The organism is Gillisella vitis (assembly GCF_021559775.1).
In the GTDB taxonomy this organism is placed as follows: Bacteria; Pseudomonadota; Alphaproteobacteria; order Rhizobiales; family Rhizobiaceae; genus Allorhizobium; species Allorhizobium ampelinum.
The window spans coordinates 682,709-704,664 of record NZ_CP056048.1 but is presented as its reverse complement, the minus strand read 5'-3'; the positions used below and the strand labels follow the sequence as shown (position 1 = coordinate 704,664).

Annotated in this window: 18 protein-coding genes; 12 read left to right on the top strand and 6 right to left on the bottom strand. The window is 57.5% G+C overall.

Annotated features, from left to right (window positions below; genetic code table 11):
- Positions 1-170: 170 nt before the first annotated feature.
- On the bottom strand, positions 171-3,326 hold the full coding sequence (locus AVCG78_RS20175) for an efflux RND transporter permease subunit (protein ID WP_071584423.1): 3,156 nt from the start codon (positions 3,324-3,326) through the stop codon (positions 171-173).
- Positions 3,327-3,329: 3 nt separating this feature from the next.
- Entirely contained in the window at positions 3,330-4,490 is a 1,161-nt protein-coding gene (locus AVCG78_RS20170; RefSeq protein ID WP_071204101.1) for an efflux RND transporter periplasmic adaptor subunit, read from the bottom strand.
- A 140-nt stretch (positions 4,491-4,630) separates the two neighbouring features.
- Between AVCG78_RS20170 and AVCG78_RS20165 the strand changes: the two genes are divergently transcribed.
- The 4 genes from AVCG78_RS20165 to AVCG78_RS20150 all read left to right on the top strand — a co-directional run bounded on the left by AVCG78_RS20165 (position 4,631) and on the right by AVCG78_RS20150 (position 8,457).
- Complete coding sequence (locus tag AVCG78_RS20165) at positions 4,631-5,272, top strand: TetR family transcriptional regulator (protein WP_071204099.1); 642 nt, start codon at positions 4,631-4,633, stop codon at positions 5,270-5,272.
- Positions 5,273-5,466: 194 nt separating this feature from the next.
- On the top strand, positions 5,467-6,597 hold the full coding sequence (gene argE, locus AVCG78_RS20160; protein WP_071204097.1) for an acetylornithine deacetylase: 1,131 nt from the start codon (positions 5,467-5,469) through the stop codon (positions 6,595-6,597).
- Between the two features lie 15 nt (positions 6,598-6,612).
- Positions 6,613-6,969 carry a cupin domain-containing protein gene (locus AVCG78_RS20155; RefSeq protein ID WP_071204095.1) on the top strand — a complete coding sequence of 119 codons (357 nt, stop codon included), beginning with the start codon at positions 6,613-6,615 and terminating at the stop codon, positions 6,967-6,969.
- 24 nt (positions 6,970-6,993) lie between these two features.
- Positions 6,994-8,457 (top strand): aldehyde dehydrogenase family protein, encoded by a 1,464-nt coding sequence (locus AVCG78_RS20150; RefSeq protein ID WP_071204092.1) that lies wholly within the window; start codon positions 6,994-6,996, stop codon positions 8,455-8,457.
- 117 nt (positions 8,458-8,574) lie between these two features.
- Here the strand turns inward: AVCG78_RS20150 and AVCG78_RS20145 are convergent, their stop codons facing one another.
- The 3 genes from AVCG78_RS20145 to AVCG78_RS20135 form a co-directional block, all read right to left on the bottom strand.
- The gene (locus AVCG78_RS20145; RefSeq protein WP_174089740.1) at positions 8,575-8,751 is read right to left on the bottom strand and encodes a hypothetical protein; all 177 of its coding nucleotides are present in this window, start codon (positions 8,749-8,751) and stop codon (positions 8,575-8,577) included.
- A 185-nt stretch (positions 8,752-8,936) separates the two neighbouring features.
- Positions 8,937-10,211, bottom strand: a complete 1,275-nt coding sequence (locus AVCG78_RS20140) for an NAD(P)/FAD-dependent oxidoreductase (RefSeq protein WP_071204090.1) — start codon at positions 10,209-10,211, stop codon at positions 8,937-8,939.
- A 3-nt stretch (positions 10,212-10,214) separates the two neighbouring features.
- Positions 10,215-10,883, bottom strand: coding sequence for a haloacid dehalogenase type II (locus AVCG78_RS20135; RefSeq protein WP_071204088.1), 669 nt, complete (start codon positions 10,881-10,883; stop codon positions 10,215-10,217).
- Positions 10,884-11,196: 313 nt separating this feature from the next.
- On the opposite strand from AVCG78_RS20135, the gene AVCG78_RS20130 reads away from it, so the two are divergent.
- From AVCG78_RS20130 to AVCG78_RS20100, 7 genes are all read left to right on the top strand, one after another.
- Positions 11,197-12,042 (top strand): GNAT family N-acetyltransferase, encoded by an 846-nt coding sequence (locus AVCG78_RS20130; protein ID WP_071204086.1) that lies wholly within the window; start codon positions 11,197-11,199, stop codon positions 12,040-12,042.
- A 16-nt stretch (positions 12,043-12,058) separates the two neighbouring features.
- Positions 12,059-13,432 carry an aspartate aminotransferase family protein gene (locus tag AVCG78_RS20125; protein ID WP_071204084.1) on the top strand — a complete coding sequence of 458 codons (1,374 nt, stop codon included), beginning with the start codon at positions 12,059-12,061 and terminating at the stop codon, positions 13,430-13,432.
- A 264-nt stretch (positions 13,433-13,696) separates the two neighbouring features.
- Complete coding sequence (locus tag AVCG78_RS20120; protein ID WP_071204187.1) at positions 13,697-14,413, top strand: HAD-IA family hydrolase; 717 nt, start codon at positions 13,697-13,699, stop codon at positions 14,411-14,413.
- Between the two features lie 82 nt (positions 14,414-14,495).
- Positions 14,496-16,109, top strand: coding sequence for an ABC transporter substrate-binding protein (locus AVCG78_RS20115; RefSeq protein WP_156582611.1), 1,614 nt, complete (start codon positions 14,496-14,498; stop codon positions 16,107-16,109).
- A gap of 180 nt (positions 16,110-16,289) precedes the next feature.
- Complete coding sequence (locus AVCG78_RS20110; protein ID WP_156582610.1) at positions 16,290-17,246, top strand: ABC transporter permease; 957 nt, start codon at positions 16,290-16,292, stop codon at positions 17,244-17,246.
- Between the two features lie 2 nt (positions 17,247-17,248).
- On the top strand, positions 17,249-18,118 hold the full coding sequence (locus tag AVCG78_RS20105) for an ABC transporter permease (RefSeq protein WP_071204080.1): 870 nt from the start codon (positions 17,249-17,251) through the stop codon (positions 18,116-18,118).
- Positions 18,118-19,776, top strand: coding sequence for an ABC transporter ATP-binding protein (locus tag AVCG78_RS20100; protein ID WP_156582609.1), 1,659 nt, complete (start codon positions 18,118-18,120; stop codon positions 19,774-19,776). Before AVCG78_RS20105 ends, AVCG78_RS20100 begins: the two co-directional genes overlap by 1 nt.
- An 18-nt stretch (positions 19,777-19,794) precedes the next feature.
- Here AVCG78_RS20100 and AVCG78_RS20095 read toward each other — a convergent pair whose 3' ends face one another.
- Positions 19,795-20,478: a GntR family transcriptional regulator gene (locus AVCG78_RS20095; protein ID WP_012653988.1), complete on the bottom strand. Its 684-nt coding sequence runs from the start codon at positions 20,476-20,478 to the stop codon at positions 19,795-19,797.
- 343 nt (positions 20,479-20,821) lie between these two features.
- On the opposite strand from AVCG78_RS20095, the gene AVCG78_RS20090 reads away from it, so the two are divergent.
- A complete protein-coding gene (locus AVCG78_RS20090) occupies positions 20,822-21,946 on the top strand; it encodes a BMP family ABC transporter substrate-binding protein (RefSeq protein WP_060717603.1) in 1,125 nt (374 codons plus the stop codon).
- Positions 21,947-21,956: the final 10 nt, after the last annotated feature.

Here is a 21,956-nt window from a genome sequence, read left to right as displayed (position 1 = left end):
TTTTATGAGGCGGGACCGTGATAGCCAATGGGCTAGGTCGCAATGGCGACCGGGTGCCATTCTCGCTTCAACGCGCAAAATGGCCGGAATATCACGTAAATTGACCGGATCGGAAACTGCGTTGCAATCTCCGATCCGGTCTTTTCAAACGATATGCTTAAACATCAGATTTAAGGGTCGGTATGCGGCGCGTGATGTCCGGATGGTTTGCCCAAGCCAAGCCAGGACTTCAATTTTTCACGCACGGTCTGGAACGTGACGTAGAGCATCGGGATCACGAACAGACCGAGTGTACTGGCCGTCAGCATACCGATGAAGACCGGCGTACTGACATTGTGCCGCGCCATCATCGAGGCGCCATTTGCCCAGACCAGCGGCACGAGACCGAGGATGAAGGCAATCGATGTCATCATCACGGCGCGAAAACGCAGCTTTGCGCCCAGAACCGCCGCATCAGCAATCGGCATACCCGCCTCACGCTTTTCCTTGGCGAACTCGACGATCAGAATGCCGTTCTTGGCGGCAAGGGCGATCAGAACCACGAGACCGATCTGTGCGTAGAGATCCATCGTCATGTGGGTGAGCGCCATGCCGGCAAAGGCACCGAACACACCCACGATGACGGAAAGCAGAACCGGCACGGGAATGGTCCAGCTTTCGTAAAGCGCCACCAGGAACAGATAGGCAAACAGCAGGGCCAGTGCCAGGATGATACCCGTCTGGCCTGAGGCCTGCTGTTCCTGATAGGCCGTACCTGTCCATTCCAGCGCAAAGCCGGATGGCAGGGTCTTGGCGACCACCTGCTTGAAAGCCTCCATGGCATCCCCGGAAGACGTGCCGGGAGAAGGCGAACCGTTGATGGTCACGGCGCGATAGTTGTTATAGCGGGTGATGACCGGCGGGCCGACAATTGTCTTTACCTCGGCAATCGACTGGAGAGGCACCATGTCACTATTGGAGTTGCGGACATAGATGTTCCAAAGCGCCGATGTATCGCGGCGATTGGCGGCATCGCCCTGGACCTTGACCTGCCAGGTGCGTCCGAACTCGTTGAAGTCGTTGACATAAGAGCCACCGAGCGTTGCCTGTAGGGCGTTAAAGATATCACTGATGCTGATACCGAGCGCCTGGGCTTTTTCACGGTCGATATCGAGATAGATCGACGGCGCATTGGCACCATAGGTGGTAAAGACACGTGCCAATTGCGGGTTCTGATTGGCCGCACCGACCACGCCATAGGCCACATTGGCCATGGTTGCCGGATCAGCACCCTCAAGCGATTCGATCATCGCTTCGAAACCGCCGCTGGTGGAAAGACCAAGAACCGGCGGAAGGTTGAAGGGCAGAACCGTGGCGGCCTTGACCTGCTGGACCATGCCGAAGGTCCGGCCGATGACCGCTTGGACCTTGTCCAGGGCTGCGGGACGATCCGCGAAGGGTTTCAGCCGCACGATCATGAAGGCGGAATTGCTGGCCGAATAGCTGTCAAGGAAGGAATAACCGATAACCGAGGAGACGTTATCGATTTGAGGAATAGCCTTCAGCAAATCCTCCACCTGTCCAACCGCACCACTTGTCCGCGCCACCGAAGCGCCATCGGGCAATTGTACCGCGATGAAGAACGTGCCCTGGTCTTCTTCCGGTAGGAAGCCGCTCGGGGTGATCTTCGACATGCCATAGATACCAGCGCCACCGACCCCGATGATCAGCAGGGACAGGACCGCCATGCGGACCATTTTCTGGACCGCCCAGGCATAACCGTCGCGGGTATTGTCGATACGCCGGCTGATCCAGCCCATGATGCCGCGTTTTTCGCCGGTATGGCGCAGGAAGACGGCGCAGAGAGCCGGAGACAGCGTCAGCGCGTTAATGGCCGAAATCAGCATGGCAACACTGATGGTGACCGAGAACTGCCGGAACAATTCCCCTGAGATACCGGAGATGAAGCCGATGGGAACGAAAACCGAGAGCAGGACAAGGGTGATCGCAATAATCGGACCGGTGACCTGCCCCATGGCCTTCTTGGTGGCGGCAACCGGGGTCAGCTCCGGCTCCTCCTCCATCACGCGCTCGACATTTTCCACAACGACAATCGCATCGTCAACGACGATGCCGATGGCGAGAACAAGGGCGAGAAGCGAGACCGTATTGGCCGAATAGCCAAGCGCCAGCAATACCGCGAATGTGGCGATAACGCTGACCGGTACGGCGATGATCGGGATGATTGTCGCCCGGACATTGCCGAGAAACAGGAAGACGACCACAGCCACCAACACGAAGGCTTCGATCAGCGTATGAATAACGGATTCAATCGTATCCTGAACGAAGGTGGTCGAGTCGTACATGACATTGGCGCGCATCCCTTCCGGCATCCGGCTGTTCAATTGCGCGATCTTGGCGCTGACGGCCGCAGCCGTATTCAGCGCATTCGCACCGGGAGACATGTAAATGCCCATGGCAACACCCGGATCGCCTTCGCGTCGGGAGACCGTGTCATCGTTCTGTGCGCCCAGTTCAACACGGGCGACATCCTTCACCTTCAGGACAGAGCCGTCCTTATTGGCACGGAGCACGATATTGCCGAATTCCTCCGGCGTCTCAAGGCGGCCCTGGGTCTGGACGTTGTATTGAAATGCCTGGTCATCAGGCACCGGACGTGCACCGATACGGCCAACGGGTGCCTGAACGTTCTGGGCTGAAATCGCACTTGTGACATCCGAAGGCACCAGGCCAAGGCTGGACAAGCGGTCGACATCGAACCAGATGCGCATCGAATACTTCATGTTGCTGAAGAGCGATGCCGAACCGACGCCTGGAACACGCGAGATCTCGTCCAGGACGTTGATCGTCGCATAATTGGTCATGAACAACGGGTCAAACTTGCCCTTGTCGCTCTGTAACATAATAAATTGCAGGATGGACGAGGATTTCTTGCTGACCGAGACACCCAGACTTTGAACGTCGCTGGGCAGCGAGGACAGAGCCGTCTGCACGCGGTTGTTGACGTTAACGGTGTTAATGTCAGCATCGCTGCCCAGCGCGAAACTGACAGTCAGCGAATAGCTGCCATCATTACCGCTGGTGCTTTTCATATAGAGTGCTTTGTCGACCCCGATCACCTTGGATTCGATCGGTTGCGCGACGGTCTGTTCCAGCACCTCGGCGGAAGCGCCGGGATAGGAGGCCGTCACCTGGACCTGTGGCGGCACGATATCGGGAAGTTGGGATACCGATATTCTGGTCAGCGCCAGCCCACCGGCAATCGTCAGCACGATGGCAATGACGATTGCCATGCGTGGACGATCAATGAAAATATTGGAAAACATCGCTTAGCCCTGCTTTGGTGCGGCGGGTGAAGGAGCCTGGTCGGCCGGCTGTGCATTAACCGGTGTATTGGGCCGAACACGCTGGATGCCGTCGGTAATCACCTTGTCGCCTTCCTTGAGGCCATTGGTGACAACAGCCATGTCAGGCGTGGATTGCCCAAGCGTCACACGGCGCACCTGCGCAATGCTCTTGTCATCAACCACATAGACGTAGGAACCCTGCTGGTCGATCATGACCGAGGCGCGCGGAATGGTGAGGTAGTTGGTTGGCTCGACGGTTTCGAGGATCACGCGGACGAATTCGTCATTCACCAGTTCCCGATGTCCCGTTGGCAGCAGCGGATTGGGGATCGTGCCACGCAGGGTGATGGAATCGGTATTCTCGGAAACGCTGATGTCGTAGAAATCAAGCGTGCCTTCCTGAGCGTATAGTCTGCCATCGGGCAAGCGGATCTTGAGCTTCACGCTCTTTTCCAGACCACCTTCCTTGTCGAACCGCTGTCTCAATTCAATGAGACGGCGCACCGATATCGGGAATTTCACATACATCGGGTCCTGACTGACCACAGTGGCCAAGGTTCCCGATGAGGACGACACGACATTGCCGACCGTGACCGAAGCAAGGCCGATACGACCATCGATAGGCGCGATGATATCGGTATAGCCAAGATTGATCTGCGAGGTGCGCACATCCGCTTCGGATTCCGCGACCTTGGCAATCGAGGTCCGCTGCGTGGCGCGTGCGTCGTCCAGATTGCTCTGGCTACCGCTTCCACCAGCTCGAAGTTGTTCATTACGAGCAAGGGATATATTTGAATTTTCAAGGGTGGCCTGGTTCTCGGCAAGAGTGGCCTTCTTGGAATCCAGATCAGCCTCATAGGACTGCCGCTCAATGCGGAACAGGACCTGGCCCTTCTTGACCTCGGAACCTTCCTTGAAAAGTTGTTCTTCCAGGAATCCGGTCACACGGGCGACGAGATTGACGGAATCTTTCGCCTCGACCCGGCCATTGACCTCGGTCGTGTCATTGATCGGCTTCAGCTTGGCAATCGTGACGCCGACGGCCGGCGGTCCAGCATTTGGCATCTGCGCAAATGATGGGGTGGAAAAGGAAAGGGCTGCAATAGCGCAACCCGCAACAAGAAATCGCTTTGTTTTTTGCATGGCTAGGAACACTCCAACGGTAGCCTCCCCGATATATATACATACATACCGTTTGTAAATAGGATTGATCGCGGCGTACAAATATGTGATGAATTAGAAAACGACGCGCCGTGCCCAATAAATTCGCCCAGGAGGACCCATTGCGGAGAACCAAGGAAGAAGCAGCCGAAACCCACATGCAGCTCCTGAACGCTGCCGAGCAACTTTTCCTCACCAAGGGCTTTGACCAGACGTCATTGGACGAAATTGCCCAGACAGTTGGCGTGACGCGCGGTGCTGTCCATTGGCACTTCAAGAACAAGCGCGGCATTCTCGAAGCCCTGCGCAACCAGGCTTTCAAGCCTTTCGAGCATTTGGCGGCTCGGCTTCCGGCGGACAGTTCCGTCGACGTGTTTGCCGCCCTTGAACAGATATTGTTCGACATGCTGGCGCATCTTCAGGCCGATGAGCGGCGGCGCGGTGTGATCCGAGTCAGCCTCCATCTGGACCTTTCGATAAAGGAAACCGACTCGGATGGCATTCTGAGCACGCTCAAGGGCAAGCTGCTGCCCCTCTTCCAGGTTGCCGCCGACAGGGGCCAGTTGACAGCACCCTGGAACCCTGCCTCCGCAGCCATGACCCTGAGCGCGACCATATCGGGCCTGATCGGCGAATGGGCCTTCGGCAGGGATAATTTCCAGCTCGTACCGTATGCACAGCAATTCGTCCGGATTGCTCTGGTGGGTTTCGGCATGCAAAGCCAGGACTGTTCTACAGCGCATAAAGAGCCAGGGAAGGCCTGATCCATCTGTCTCAGTGGCGTCGGTATAATCCGCTCCCCTTAGCCTCCGGAACCGAAGATTCCACCAAATATCCCCTGCTTTCAGCAGTAAAAATACCGCTTGGCTTGTAGATTCCAGATCCGACGCACTCAGCTTTTCAAAGGCATTGAGCTTTGCGTCCTATCAGCAGTGTGCCGCACTGCGAGACCGGATCGATGGAGCGACCCTTGGACATTCTCGAACGCCTCGTGGCCTTCCCTTCCGTTGTCGGCACAGCCAACGGCGAGATCGTCAGCTTCATTCGTGACTATCTGCAAAACCACGGCGCGGCGGTGAGCGTGCTTCCCGGGCCGGAAGGCGACCGCAGCAATCTGTTTGCCACCATTGGTCCCAAACATGTGCCCGGCTATATCCTCTCCGGCCATATGGATGTGGTGCCAGCGGGCGAAAGCGGCTGGGTGAGCGATCCATTCCAGTTGCGGCGCGACGGTGACAGGCTTTTTGGCCGTGGCACCAGCGACATGAAGGGGTTTCTGGCTTGCGCTTTGGCGTATGTGCCCAAACTCGCCGCCATGCCACTGGCCCGTCCCATCCATCTTGCTTTTTCCTATGATGAAGAGGCCGGGTGCCGTGGCGTGCCGCATATGCTGGCGCAATTGCCGAGCCTTTGCGAAAGCCCGCTTGGGGCTATTATTGGCGAACCCAGCGGCATGCGGGCCATCCGCGCCCACAAGGGCAAGGCAGCAGTCCGTGTCACCATCACCGGACGCTCCGGCCATTCATCGCGGCCTGATCTGGGGCTGAATGCGATTCATGCGATGAGTGAGGTTCTGATTGCTGCCCGCGATGCTGCCTCTGATTTAACGAGCGGCCCGTTTGAAGCGGTGTTTGAGCCGCCCTATTCCTCGCTGCAAGTGGGAACCGTGCGTGGTGGACAAGCCGTCAATATCATTCCTGATACCTGTGAGGCCGAGTTTGAGGCCCGCGCCATTTCTGGCGTTGATCCCGCAGCGCTTTTGCAGCCTGTTCGTCGGGCAGCGGAAGCGTTGAAAGACAAAGGCTTTGGAATGGAATGGGCTGAAATGAGTGCATACCCCGCACTCTCACTCCCGCAAAACGCACCTCTTGCCAGCTTGCTGCACACTCTCACCAGCGTCGAGCCGCTGGCTGCCGTGAGTTACGGCACCGAAGCCGGGCTTTTCCAGCAAGCGGGAATCGATGCCATCATCTGCGGCCCCGGCGATATCAGCCGTGCCCACAAGCCCAACGAATATATCCTGATGGATGAGCTGGCCAGCTGCCAGACCATGATCACCGCTCTCGCAGACCACTGCTGCCAACTTTAAACCGAGGACTAATCCATGTCTCTTTTGAAAACCATTGACACCAACCCAACCTTCACGCCGAAAGAATCCAAGGCCCTGCCAGAACGTTTGATCTCTGGTGATCCGGCCTTCAAGACCTGGCCGCAGGATGTCTGCCGTGGCGAAATGATCCACACCGGCGTGTGGGAAGCCACCCCCGGCGAGACAAAATCCATCAAGGGCGAGAGCTTTGAATACTGCCATATTCTGTCGGGCGTGGTGGAAATCACCCCGGATGGCGGCGAGCCGATTATCTACAAGGCAGGCGATCATTTCATCATGAAGCCGGGCTTTGTTGGCGTGTGGAAGACCATTGAAACGGTGAAGAAAATCTACGTCACCATCATGGCATAACCCGAGCTTGCCCAAGGAAACACCATGACCCTCAGCTTCGATCCAGACACCATCGCCCTGCCTATCGGCCATTTCATTGGCGATACATTGGTGGATGCCAATGGCGCCATAGACATGTACCGCCCATCAGATGGCAAGGCCTATGCGGGCTGTCCGATTGCCAATGAGGACATGGTGGATCGGGCCGTCCAAACCGCAAAGCAAGCACTGAAAACCAGCAAATGGGGCAGCGTGCGCCCACGCGAACGCACCATTGTGCTCCAACGTTGGGCGGACCTTATTGAGCGCGAGGCCGAAACATTGGCAAAGCTGGAGGCTCTGTCCTCCACCCGCCCTGTTGGTCATCTGATTGCCGGTGACATTGCCGTCACCGCCGAGCAGATCCGCTTTTTTGCCGAAATGGCAGATAAGGAAGGCGATGCGCTGGTACCGACGGATGGTGATAGTCTCGGCATGATCATGAGCGAGCCTTATGGCGTGGTAGGAGCCATCACGCCATGGAATTTCCCGGTTTCCATGGCAGGCTGGAAGCTTGGGCCAGCGCTTGCCGCGGGCAATGCCGTGGTGCTGAAACCCTCGGAAATGACACCGTTTTCCAGCATTTATCTAGCGCAATTGGCAGTTCAGGCCGGGATTCCGGCGGGGCTGATCAATATCGTACTGGGCGATGGCGCTGTGACCGGCAATGCCATCACTGGCCACCCGGATATTGCCAAGGTCAGCTTTACCGGCTCTACCGGAGCAGGTCAGGCGATTATGGGCAATATTTCCCGCACGGGCGTCAAACCCATGACACTGGAACTGGGCGGCAAAAGCCCGCAACTGGTGTTTGCCGATGCCGATCTGGACAAGGCCGCCACCGCCATTGCCCAAAGCATTCTCTCCAACGCTGGCCAAGCCTGCGTGGCTGGCTCACGCCTGATTGTTGAGCGCAGTGTGATGGAGCCTTTGGCAGAAGCAATCATCGCCAAAATGAAGGCGGTGAAAGCTGGTCCAACCTGGGATGCGACCGCACAATATTCGCCGATTATCTCCCAGCGCCAACGCGAGCGGATCGACAGCATCGTCAAAGCCGCCATTGATGCCGGGACTGAGTGCCTGACGGGTGGCGATATTATGGAAGGCGATGGGTATTTTTATACGCCAACCTTGCTCTCCCATGTCGATCAGCATTCTCCGGCTGTGATGCAAGAAATTTTCGGCCCCGTCTTGACCATGCAGTCGTTTGCGCATGAGGACGAGGCGCTGGCACTGGCCGATCACCCCACCTATGGCCTTTGCGCCGGACTGTTTACCCGTGATCTCTCCCGCGCCCTTCGCCTGACACGCTTGCTTCAGGCGGGAACTGTCTGGGTGAACCGCTATGGCCGTTCGCGTGATCATATTCTGCCCACGGGCGGATACAAACAATCCGGCATTGGCAAGGATTTGGGCCGCGAGGCCTACCATGCCAATCGCAAGAGCAAGAGCGTGTTGATTGGGCTTTAGACCGCCCATCTAGAGTTTTTTCAGGAAAAAGTGGAACCTCATTTTCCCGAAAAGAAAAACGAAAACCAGAAAATCCAGAATCTGCCCGGTTCAATCTGAATCTGACAGGCTCTCGTTTTAGGCGTCGCCGATTTTTTCGGCGGGCACGTCCGCTTCGCTGGCTTCGTTTTTCTTCTTCTCTGCTTTATCCTGATCGTGATGCCATTTTATGGCGAAGAACATGGCCGTGCCCAACACGATAATCTTTGCCGGAAAGAAGACGATAGGGAACCAGTCCACCCAGTCGCTCGTCATTGGCCATTTCCTTTCAGAGATTCATCAATGCGGTCTCCCATAGAATAATACAGCCACACATGACATGTGCGTTTTGTCGCAAGCGCGACGCCAGACGATGGCTTGGGAAAACATATCAAGCAGACGCGCAAAGCTTTCATGCATCCGCAAATCCAATGATCCTGCACGATTGCAGGCTGCCCTTCTCACTGAAATCTATCGAGAATCTTATAATACATGCCCACCAACGGCAAAAACCATGGCTTGCCAAAGTGTCCCGGCACGGCTGGCCAATCCAACCCTTTCAGCGGATTGGCATCGGGCTTGCCCATGATGGTATCCGCCATGATCATGCCGAGATGGGTGGAAAGCTGGGCTCCGTGGCCGGAATAGCCCATGGCATACCACAGGCCGTCCTGATAGCCTGCGCGGGGATAGCGGTCCTTGGTCATATCCACCAGACCGCCCCAGCAATAATCAATCTCGACCTTGGCAAGCTGCGGAAAAATCGCGGCAAGGGATTGGCGCAGGATTTCGCCGCTTTTTGCGTCTGATTGCTGGTCGGATGTGGCGGAAAAGCGGGCGCGGCCGCCGAAAATCAGCCGATTGTCGGGCGATAGACGCCAGTAATTGCCGATGTTCATGGTGTTGACGCAGGTGCGGTTGCCCGGCATCACGCTCGCCACTTCCGTGTTCGATAAAGGCCGGGTGGCAATCAGAAAACTGCCAACGGCAATGATGCGGCGGCGGAAGAAGCTGAAATTGGGCGTGGTATAGGCCCCGGTGGCCACCAGCACATCCTTGGCGGTCACGCGGCCCCGCGCAGTGGCCAGGTGGTGGCGGTCGCCTTGTTTTTCAACAGAGGTGACAGAGGCCTGTTCGGCAATGTCAGCGCCATGGCGTTGGGCGGCTTTCGCGAGGCCCACGACATAGCGGCCCATATGCATCATGGCGCTTTTTTTGGAGAGCATGGCACCAAAAAAAGGTGAGCCAACCTCATTTTTTAAATCCGCAGGCGACAAAAGCGCCGTATCTGGATCAACCTCGCCATGCAGGGCTTCGAAATTGCGGGCAAGCCCTTCAAAATGCTGGGGCTTGGAAGCCAGTTTCAGCTTTCCGGCACGGCGGAAATTGCAATCAATGCCTTCCTCGGCAATCAGCGCCTCGATGGTATCGATGGAACTGTCGAGCGCTTGGTAAAGCGCAATCGCCCGCTCTTTGCCCAGCTCAGCCTTGGCCCCCAGATAGCTGTGGGCCAAGCCATTGTTGAGATGTCCGCCATTGCGGCCAGAAGCACCCCAACCAATGCGCTGCCCCTCCAGCACGATCACCTTTGCCCCCGCTTTCGCCAGTTGGCGGGCCGCGGCCAAGCCTGTAAAGCCGCCGCCAATCACCGCGACATCAAAATCGCCTTCAATTGCGCCGGTGATGCCCTCGGCAAATTTCGGGGCGGTGTCGTGCCAGTAGGAGAGATATTTCATCGCTTAAAGACCAAACACGCCGGGCAGATCGTGAACGCCTGCGATTTCCTGATAGCCATAATAGGGATTGGCTGGCTCGTGACCACGGTTGACCCAGACTTTGTTTTTAATGCCCAGATCATGGGCGGTCATCAGATCATAGCGGAAGGAAGACGACACATGGGTAATGTCATCAGGGCCGCAGCCGAGCATGTCGAACATATATTCAAAGCCCTTCATGCGTGGCTTGTAGGATTGCGCCTGCTCTGCCGTATAGACCGCATGGAAGGGCGCGCCGAGCTTTTCCACATTGGACATGATCTGCGAATTCATGGCGTTGGAGAGAATCACCAGCGGAATCTCCTTGGCCACTTTGGCAAGACCAGCAGGCACATCCGGGTGCGGACCCCAGGTGGGTACGCGCTCATATACAGTCTTTGCGTCTTCATCGCGGAAGGTCACGCCGTTTCTCTTGCAGGTGCGCTCGATAGCATTGTGGACCACATCGGCATAGGGCTTCCAATCACCCAGCACTTCATCCAGACGATAGGCGGAGAAGTCTTTGACAAACTCATCCATATGGGCCGCATCCAGCTGGGCGCTGTAAATATCGCGGGCCGCTTCCGCCATTTGGAAATTGATGAGCGTGCCGTAGCAATCGAAGGTGATGAATTTCGGGCGGAAGGGAGCCATGGGTTTCTTGATCCTTGCAAAGCATATCGTTGAGGTTTTCCCATCATAGGCAGAGCCGCGCCAAGCGGTTCACCGCAATTGCCTCCTCTCAAAGCACAATGTTGCGTATGCAGTGGGGGATTTGGCAGAGAGTTTTGCGAACGCTCCGGCCCCCTGCCCTCGCAGCCAGCGAAAATACACGCTCACGGCATAAGATGCGGCAGTGATCACTTGGAACGGCGAAACATACCAAGGACGCACCATCGTCGGGATGATCTTCTTTGCGCTCGGGTCTATCACTGAGAAGCAGTAAAACAGATTTCAGGAAAGTGGCATGCAGGCGAGCCAAATCGACATCATTTCCTTTGGTCCCGAACACATCGACGGCGCATTTATGCTGTCGCAGCAAGCCCAATGGCCACATCGCCGGGAAGATTGGGCCTTTTTGCTGTCCTTGAGCAAGGGCTTTGTGGCGCTTGAAGGCGGGCGCGTAGTGGGAACCGCCATGGCGACGCTTTACGCAGAGACCTGCGCCACCGTCAACATGGTCATCGTCGACGCCTCCATGCGCGGTCGCGGGCTTGGCCGCAAATTGATGGACATGGCCTTAAATGCCGCAGATGGGCGAGAATGCCGTCTGGTGGCAACGCAGGATGGTCTGCCCCTTTACGAAAAGCTCGGCTTTGTTGCCGCTGGTGAAATTATCCAGCATCAAGGCATTGTCGAAGATGGCGCTATCGCCCATTCTGCAATCTCCTGGGCTGATCAGGACGTGGCCCAAGATTTGGCCATCCTTGATGCGGCAGCCTTTGGCGCGGATCGGAGTGGTCTGCTGAGCAAGCTCGCGGAAACCGGCAGGTTTGCCATTCTCAGGGATGCTGGCCGCATCACCGGCTATATCGCCCTGCGTCCCTTTGGTCGCGGTGAGGTCGCGGGGCCGGTCGTGGCGGCCAATCAGGACGATGCGAAAGCCCTTCTGTCCTTTGTGTTCGCTGCAAGAACAGGATCATTTCTGCGCGTCGACACAGCAGTTGCAACAGGCCTTGCGCCTTGGTTGACGCAGCAAGGCCTTGTTCACGTGGGCGGCGGCGTGCCGATGCGACGCAATGCGGCACAGATAGATCCGAATGAATCGGCTACCGTTGAAACCTATGCACTCGCCAGCCAGTCACTCGGCTGAATTTGGAGATCTGATAATGTTGAGCAATTCCCTGATTGAGTTGGACCGTGCCCATCTGGTGCATCCGGTTGCATCCTATCGCAGCCATGAAAAGGCAGGCGTGCGCGTTCTGAAATCGGCCAGCGGCGCAACCGTCACTGATTCCACCGGACGTCAACTGCTCGACGGCTTTGCCGGTCTGTGGTGCGTGAATGCCGGTTACGGCCAGGAAAGCATTATCGAGGCAGCAACCAAGCAGCTGCGTGAACTGCCTTACGCCACCGGCTATTTCAGCCTCGGTTCGGAACCCGCCATCCGGCTGGCTGCGGAACTGGCAGACCGGGCACCGGGTGATCTCAACCATGTCTATTTCACGTTGGGCGGCTCCGATGCCATCGACAGCACCATCCGTTTCATCCGTTATTATTACCATTGCAAGGGCACACCGCAGAAGGACCAGTTCATCTCGGTGGAACAGGGCTACCATGGTTCGTCCACCGTCGGGGCAGGCCTCACCGCGTTGCCGCTATTCCACGCCGGATTCGGCCTGCCGTTTGACTGGCAGCATAAAATTCCGTCGCACTACGCCTATCGCAACCCGGTGGGCAATGATCCGGCAGCCATTATCGCTTCGTCGGTTGCCGCCTTGCGGGCAAAGGTCGAGGAACTGGGTTCTGAGCGTGTGGCAGCTTTTTATGTGGAACCGATTCAAGGCTCCGGCGGCGTGATTGTGCCGCCCGATGGCTGGCTGAAAGCCATGCGCGATGTCTGCACCGAGCTGGACATTCTGTTCGTCGCCGACGAAGTCATCACTGGCTTTGGCCGCACCGGTCCCTTGTTTGCCTGTACAGACGATGGCGTGGTACCGGATCTGATGACCACCGCCAAGGGCCTCACCTCTGGCTATGTGCCGATGGGTGCGGTGTTCTTGTCCGACAAGATCTACAACACCATTGCCGATGGTGCCGGATCGGCAGCGATTGGCCATGGTTATACCTATTCGGCCCATCCGGTCAGTGCCGCTGTTGGCCTTGCCGTTTTGAAGCTTTACGAAGACGGCTTGCTGGACAACGGCCGCAAAATGGGCGCACGTCTGATGGCTGGGCTAGAAAGCCTGAAAGACCATCCATTGGTGGGCGATGTGCGCGGTCGCGGCATGCTGGCCGCCATTGAAATGGTGGTGGACAAGGACAAGAAAACCCCGCTGCCAGCCGCCGCCGCACCTGCCACGCGGGTGTTTGACCGGGCCTGGGACAATGGCCTCGTCATTCGCGCCTTCGCCAATGGCATTCTGGGCTATGCGCCACCGCTTTGCTGCACGGAAAGCGAAATCGACGCCATTGTCGAGCGCACCAGGAAGACGCTGGATCAAACGCTGGAAGATCCGGACGTTCGCACTGCCATGGCCTAAGACCACAGCCAGTCGGACGAAATACCGCCGAGCGATCAGATTCAGAATTTTCTGCCGTCTGAAGATCGGCATTCAGGAAGAAACAGTCCCTATCTCCTGTAATACTTCGAATGCGCCCCGGTAGAAAATGCCAGGGCGCATTCAAGATAGAAACAAAAGCCAGATAAAAACAAAATTAAGCGAGGAAACCGAGGGATCGTGAGCAAAAGGAACGGCATTTGCCGGACCTGATGCATGAGGATGTGCAAGCTAGAGGATGCAGTGATGGCAAAGGCCTTTGCGGATTTCAAATATCTCACCTTCGACGTGGTCGGCACGCTGATTGATTTTGAGAACGGCATTACCGATTGCCTCGCTGAGATTGCCGCAGAGACAGGCGTGACGATGGATGGAGAACACGCCCTTTCGCTCTATCGTGCGGCCCGCTATGACGATGAAGCCTTGCTTTTTCCCGATGATCTCGCGCGGGTCTACGTAAAGATCGCCCCCGCCCTCGGCCTGCCGACAGATGCGGCGTTTGGCGAGCGCTTGCGTGGCTCCGTCACCGATTGGAAGCCTTTTGCCGATAGCGTTGCCGCGCTGGCACAGCTGAAAACCCGCTACCGGCTGATCGCCATGACCAATGCGCAGCGCTGGGCTTTTGCGTATTTCGATGAGGCTTTGGGCGAGCCCTTCCATGCCGCCTTCACCACCGATGATACCGGCACGGAAAAGCCCGATCCGGCGTTTTTCGAAACGGTTTTCGCGTTCGTGGAATCGGAGGGCAACAGCCGCGCAGACATCCTGCATGTGGCGCAAAGCCAGTATCACGACATCGGCATCTCACGCCAACTCGGCTTGACCAATTGCTGGATCGAGCGGCGCCATGCCCAAAAAGGCTATGGCGGCACGATCGAGCCTGAATCCTTCGTAAAACCCGATTTTCACTTTACCTCGATGGCGGGACTTGCCGAGGCCATAGAGTTGAATCGTGCCGCCTGAAGCCAACACACGATGACATCAGCATACAATGACGTGCCACCAAAAGGCCCGCAAAACAGTCAACAACAATAAGGGGAATGTCATGACAGACAAGCAGACGACAAACTGGACCGGCGCTGACGATGCCATGGTGGAGAACGCCATTCGCCGCGGTGCCACCCGCCGGGAATTGATGCAGATGATGCTGGCTGGTGGCGTTGCCCTCACCGCCGCCGGCTCCATCATGGGCCGCGCCTCAAGCGCGCTGGCCGCAACGCCGGTCAAGGGCGGATCTTTGAAAGCCGCCGGCTACTCTGCCTCCAATGCTGATACGCTGGACCCGGCCAAGGCCTCGCTCTCCACCGACTACGTGCGCTGCTGCGCGCTCTATAACCGCCTGACCATTCTCGATAAAACCGGAGCTCCGCAGATGGAGCTGGCAGAATCGGTTGAAAGCAAAGATGCTCAGGTCTGGACGATCAAGCTGAAAAGCGGCGTGACCTTCCACGACGGCAAAACGCTGACCGCCGACGACGTGGTCTATTCGCTGAAGCGCCATCTCGATCCGGCCACCGGCTCCAAGGTTGCCAAGATCGCTGCCCAGATGACCGGCATCAAGGCCGTCGACAAGCAGACCGTGGAAATCTCCCTGGCCCATGCCAATGCTGACATGCCGTCCATTCTCGCCATCCATCAGTTCATGATCGTTGCCGATGGCACCACGGATTTCTCCAAGGGCAATGGCACCGGTGCCTTCGTTCTCGAAAAATTCGAGCCCGGCGTCCGCTCGATCATGAAGCGGAATGGCAATTACTGGAAAGCTGGCGGCCCGAATGTCGACAGTTTCGAATTCTTCGCGATCAGCGAGGACAATGCCCGTGTCAACGCGCTCCTGTCGGGTGACATCCAACTGGCCGCCTCCATCAATCCGCGCTCCATGCGTCTGGTCGATACCCAGGACGGCTTCGTGCTGTCGAAGACGACATCGGGCAATTACACCAATCTCAACATGCGCATGGACATGGCGCCCGGCAATAAGAAGGACTTCATCGACGGCATGAAGCTGATCGTTAACAGGGAGCAGATCATCAAGTCGGCAATGCGCGGCCTTGGTGAAATCGGCAACGACCAGCCGCTGTCGTCTGCCAGCTTCTATCATAATGCCGACCTGAAGCCGAAGGCCTTCGATCCCGACAAGGCGAAATTCCACTTCCAGAAGGCGGGCGTGCTTGGCCAGTCCATCCCGGTTATCGCATCAGAAGCCGCAAGCTCTTCGATAGACATGGCGATGGTTATCCAGGCATCGGCGGCCGAAATCGGCATGAAGCTCGATGTCCAGCGCGTACCCTCCGATGGTTATTGGGACAAATACTGGTTGAAGGCACCGGTCCATTTCGGCAATATCAACCCACGTCCAACACCAGATATCCTGTTCTCGCTGCTCTATTCTTCCGATGCTCCGTGGAACGAAAGCCAGTATAAGTCGCCGAAATTCGACAAGATGCTGCTCGAAGCTCGTGGCCTTCTCGATCAGGCCAAGCGCAAGGAAATCTATGGCGAAATGCAGGTGATGATCGCAGAGGAAGCAGGGACGGTTATTCCCGCCTATCTTTCCAATGTCGATGCCATCACCGCCAAGCTGAAAGGGCTTGAACCCAGCCCGCTGGGTGGCATGATGGGTTATGCCTTCGCCGAATATGTCTGGCTGGAAGCCTGATACAAATTCGGCAGACCTTCTACGAGCGGGCCTTGGCAAATGGCTTTGGATCGATGCGTACTTTATCCAGCGCATCGCGGCAAAACCGTTTGCCAGCCTGGCGGCACACTATCACGGTCATCCGCATTCCGATTACCCGAAGCGATTGCCGAAGATTGATCGCCCTAACCCAGCTGGAGCATGTGCGTGAACGCCCGAGCCTTTTCCCTTGTTGTCAACAGGCTGATGATCGCCCTGATCACCTTGATCATCGTGTCGCTGGCCGTTTTCATGGCGACTGCGCTCTTGCCAGGCGATACGGCGACCATGCTGCTCGGTCAGGCCGCGACACCGGAAGCCGTCGAGGGCCTGCGTCAGACCATGCATCTCAACGATCCCGCAATCTTGCGTTTCCTGCGTTGGGCAACGGGCTTGTTGCAAGGCGATCTCGGCACGTCCTACGCCAATAACATGCCGATTGCCGAGCTGATTTCCGGCCGTCTGGTCAATTCCATGAAGCTTGCCGGCATTACCGCCCTCCTGGCTGTTCCCATCGCACTGACGCTGGGTATTACCTCGGCCATGCTGCGCGGCTCTCTCTATGACCGCTGCGTCACCGTGGTGACCATTGGGGTGATTTCCGTGCCGGAATTCATGATTGCCACCTCCGCCGTTCTGCTGTTTGCGGTCTATCTGAAATGGCTACCGGCGCTGTCCTTTGCCAATGAGGTTCACACATTTGCTGGCCTGGTGCGGGTCTATGCCATGCCTGTCATCACACTCACCTTCGGTGTTTCAGCCCAGATGATCCGCATGACCCGGGCAGCTGTGATCGAAACCCTCGATACGCCCTATGTGGAAATGGCTTTGCTGAAAGGCGCCTCACGCCGCCGCATCGTGCTGCGCCATGCGCTGCCCAATGCGCTGGGGCCAATCGTCAATGCCATGGCGCTATCACTGTCCTATCTGATCGGCGGGGTCATTATCGTCGAGACGATCTTCAACTATCCCGGCATTGCCAAGCTGATGGTCGATGCCGTCGCCACCCGTGACCTGCCGCTGATCCAGAGCTGCGCGATGATCTTCTGCGTCGGCTATCTCGTGTTGATCACCATTGCCGATATCGTTTCCATTCTCTCCAATCCGAGGCTGCGATGACTATGACGCCACTGAACGGCACGCCATCAACAGCACCAATCGCTCGCAGACGCCGGTCATTCGGCTATCGCATCAATGCCGTTGGCATTGCTGGCCTCACTGTCATCAGCGCTTGGGCGCTGGTGGCGATATTCGCGCCCCTGCTCATTCCGCATCCGGTCGGTGAGATCGTCGATTTCGACTATTTCGGGCCGATGAGCAACACGCTCTGGCTGGGGTCCGATTATCTCGGTCGGGACATGCTGTCGCGCATCATCATGGGTGCGCGCTACACGGTCGGCATTTCGCTGGCCGCCGTCACTATCGCCTGCTTTTCCGGCGTCGTGCTCGGCATGATCGCCGCCGTCGCCGGTGGCTGGATCGATACCGTGCTCAGCCGTTTTCTCGATGCGATGAACTCCATTCCCAGCAAGCTCTTCGGTCTGGTGGTGGTCGCTGCCGTCGGATCGTCGATCCCGGTTCTGGTCATGACCCTATCGGTGATCTACACGCCCGGCGCCTATCGCTTTGCCCGCGCGTTGGCCATCAACATCAATGCCATGGATTTCATCAGCGTCGCACGCATCCGGGGCGAAACTATTTTCTACATCATCCGCTCTGAAATCCTGCCGAATATTACCGGACCGGTGCTGGCGGATTTTGGGCTGCGCTTTGTCTTCATCGTGTTGCTGCTCTCAGGGCTTTCCTTCCTGGGCCTCGGTGTCCAGCCACCCAATGCAGACTGGGGTGCGCTGGTGCGCGAAAATATCGGCGGCCTGCCCTTTGCGGCACCAGCGGTGATTTTCCCGTCACTGGCGATTGCCAGCCTGACGATCAGCGTCAATATGCTGATCGATAATCTTCCCCGCAAGATCCGCGACAGGAGCGCATGATGGCAAACCTCGTGGAAATCCGCGACCTCAAGGTCCAGGCCACCACCGATTCCGGCCGCAAGGTCGAGATTATCAAGGGCATCAGCCTGGACATACCGGAGGGCGAAATCGTTGCCTTGATCGGCGAGAGCGGCTCTGGAAAAACCACCATCGCCTTGACGCTGATGGGCTATACCCGCCCCGGATGCCGTATAACCGGCGGCACGATCAGTGTCGCGGGCAAGGATATGGCCGCACTTTCCGAGCGCGATCGCGCCGGTATTCGCGGCACCGATGTCGCCTATGTGCCGCAATCGGCGGCGGCGGCTTTCAATCCGGCCATCCGGATCATGGACCAAGTGATCGAGGTCACCCGCATTCACGACCTGATGTCGAAGGAGGAAGCCCGCACCCGCGCCGTGGCGCTGTTTCGGGCGCTGTCGCTGCCCAATCCCGAAACGATTGGCACACGCTATCCGCATCAGGTCTCCGGCGGACAGTTACAGCGTCTGTCAGCGGCCATGGCGCTAATCGGCGACCCGAAGCTGGTGATTTTCGACGAGCCAACCACGGCGCTTGACGTGACGACGCAAATCGAAGTGCTGCGCGCCTTCAAGTCGGTGATGCGCAAGGACGGCATCTCCGGGGTCTATGTCTCCCATGATCTGGCCGTCGTTGCCCAGATTGCCGACCGGATCGTCGTGCTCAAGGGTGGCGAAGTGCAGGAAACCGGCACCACCGCCGAGCTGCTGGCGCATGCGCAACATCCTTATACCCGTGAACTTCTGTCTGCCTTTGAACCGAAGCCCCGCACAACACCGCTTGCCGAAGACAAGAGCCTCAAGCCCCTGCTGGAAATCGAAAACCTGATTGCTGGCTATGGTGATCTGCAAGCGGATGGCCTGCCACTCGTTCAGGCGGTGCAGTCCGTCAGCCTGACGGTGCGCAATGGCCGCAACCTCGGCATTATCGGCGAATCCGGCTGCGGTAAATCCACCTTAGCGCGTAGCATTGCCGGTCTCCTGCCATTGGCGGCAGGCCATATCATTTTCAATGGCCGTGAACTGGGCCGCCATGCCCGCGACCGCACCCGCAATCAGCTGCGCGAAATGCAGATCGTCTTCCAATCCGCCGACACGGCACTGAACCCGGCGAAATCCATTGAGGACATCCTCGGTCGCCCGCTGACCTTTTACCATGGCATGAAGGGCAAGGCGCGTGATGCGCGCATCAACCAATTGCTCGACATGGTGCATCTGCCGCAATCGCTGCGCCAGCGCCGCCCGTCGGAACTGTCCGGCGGCCAGAAGCAGCGGGTTAATTTCGCCCGGGCGCTGGCGGCGGAACCAAAGCTGATCCTGTGTGACGAAATCACCTCGGCGCTCGACACCGTGGTCGCCGCCGCCGTCATCGAGCTTTTGAAGGAATTGCAGCGCGAACTTGGCCTGTCCTACATTTTCATCAGCCACGATCTTTCGGTGGTGGAAGCGATCTGCGACGAGATCGTGGTGATGTATGCGGGCAAAAAGGTCGAGCAGATCTCGCCGCAACAGCTTGCCGCCCCGCAGCATCCCTATTCGAAACTGCTGTTTTCCTCGGTGCCGAAACTCGACCCGACCTGGCTCGATACGCTGCAACAGGACCCGGAACTGGTGAGGACCTACCGCATCAATCCGTGAGGCCTGGATTTCGAGACCTCAATCCCTGCCAACCGTATGCTGGGTCAATGTGCTGCTGGCATCGCCGACAATTTCGACATGGCGATAGGCCGCTTCGGCAGCGGCAGTCTTTTCACCGCGCAGGATGGCATTGACGATGGCCTCATGTTCCTGGAAAGACAGAGACAAGCGGCCCGTCAAGCGAAACTGTGCCCGGCGAAAGGGCGCCAGCCGCGACCGGGTCTGCGTCACCAGTTCCAGAATATGCTGGTTATGGGCGCCCTGATAGATCCGGTTGTGAAACTCGATATTATAGGCGGAATAGTCCTCCGTCTGCCCCGCCTGGACGATGCGGATTGAATCGCGGTGCATCCGCTCCAGCAACCGGCGCTCCTCCAGCGTCATGCGCTCTGCTGCAAGTCTGGCGCACATCCCTTCAAGCTCCGCCATCGCCTCGAACATCGAGGTCAGAAACCCGCCGGTGACGTTGGTGACAACAGCGCTCTTGTTCGGCTTGCGCTCCACCAGACCCATGGCGCACAATTGTCGAAGCGCCTCGCGCACCGGCGTGCGTGACACCTCAAAGCGGGCGGCAAGCGATCCTTCATCCAGTTTATCATCCGGCTGCAAATCACCGACGATAATCAGGTCGGCAATGGCGCGCACCAGCTGTTCGACCGTGTTGCCGGCACGAACAAGTTCGCGCACCCTCGGCTGATTCATTGAGATTTCCCAGTCTTATTATCGTCTGTATGCAGTTTTAAAAATCACTTGTTTTGGCAGGTTAACCCACTGCCCTACTGATATCAAAGCACGATTTTCACAAAAATACACAACTTTCGTGCGAGATCAGGAACTTTTCCCTGAAGGATTTAGCAAATTTAATAGTCGCGCTCAAAAAATATTCATCTGAATTTTAAAAGTGCATACAGATGCACGGGCAGCAACCAGAGACCGCCAGGAAGCTCCTTTCGAGCATAGCCTTCAGATCTGGCATGGTGATTGCATACACTTTCTCAAATCATCCGCACCGGACGAGAGCCGGATCAAACAGGGGAACCTATCGATGACCAGATCGCCTTCCTTTACCCGCCGTCATTTCCTGCAAACCTCCGCCCTGGGTGCCGCTGCCGCCATTGCCGCCCCCGGCATGCTGCGTTCAGCGCAGGCTGCCGATCTCACCGTCGGCTTCATCTATGTCGGGCCGAAGGATGATTATGGCTATAACCAGGCCCATGCCGAGGGTGCTGCCGTGGTCAAGGCCTTGTCCGGCGTGACAGTGGTCGAGGAAGAAAACGTACCTGAAACCGTCGATGTCCAGAAGACCATGGAATCGATGATCAATCTGGATGGTGCCAGCCTGCTGTTTCCGACCTCTTTCGGCTATTTCGACCCCCATATGCTGGCGGTCGCGCAGAAATATCCTGACGTGCAGTTTCGCCATTGCGGCGGCCTCTGGCAGAAGGGCAAGAACCCGGACAATACCGGCTCCTATTTCGGCTACATCTTCCAGGGCCAATATCTGAACGGCATTGCCGCCGCCTATGCCACCAAGTCGAAGAAGATCGGCTTCGTCGCCGCCAAACCCATTCCGCAGGTGGTGCAGAATATCAATGCCTTCCTGCTCGGTGCCCGCTCCGTCGATCCGTCCATCACCTGCCAGGTGATTTTCACAGGCGAGTGGTCGCTGGCCGTCAAGGAGGCCGAAGCCACCAATGCGCTGGTCGATCAGGGCGTCGATGTCATCACCTGCCATGTCGATAGCCCGAAGGTCGTGGTGCAGACCGCGGCTGGTCGCGGCGCTTTCGTCTGCGGCTATCACGCCAACCAGAGCCCGCTTGCCCCTGAAAAATACCTGACGGGCGCAGAATGGGCCTGGGGCAATGTCTATACCGATTTCGTCAAGAAGGCTCAGGCAGGCGAAAAGCTCGGCAATTTCGTGCGCGGCGGGTTGAAGGACGGCTTCGTCAAGATGAGCCCGCTGGGTCCCGGCGTCTCCGCTGAGGCCCGCACCAAGTTTGAAGCCACGCTTGCCACCATGAAGGCAGGCGGCTTCTCCGTCTTCAAGGGCGGCCAGAAGGACAACAAGGGCAATACCGTCATCCCCTCGGGCAAGGACTATGCCGAAGACGCCATCGAGCTGGAAAGCATGAACTACCTCGTCGAAGGCGTCATGGGGTCGATGGGCTGAACCAATGGAG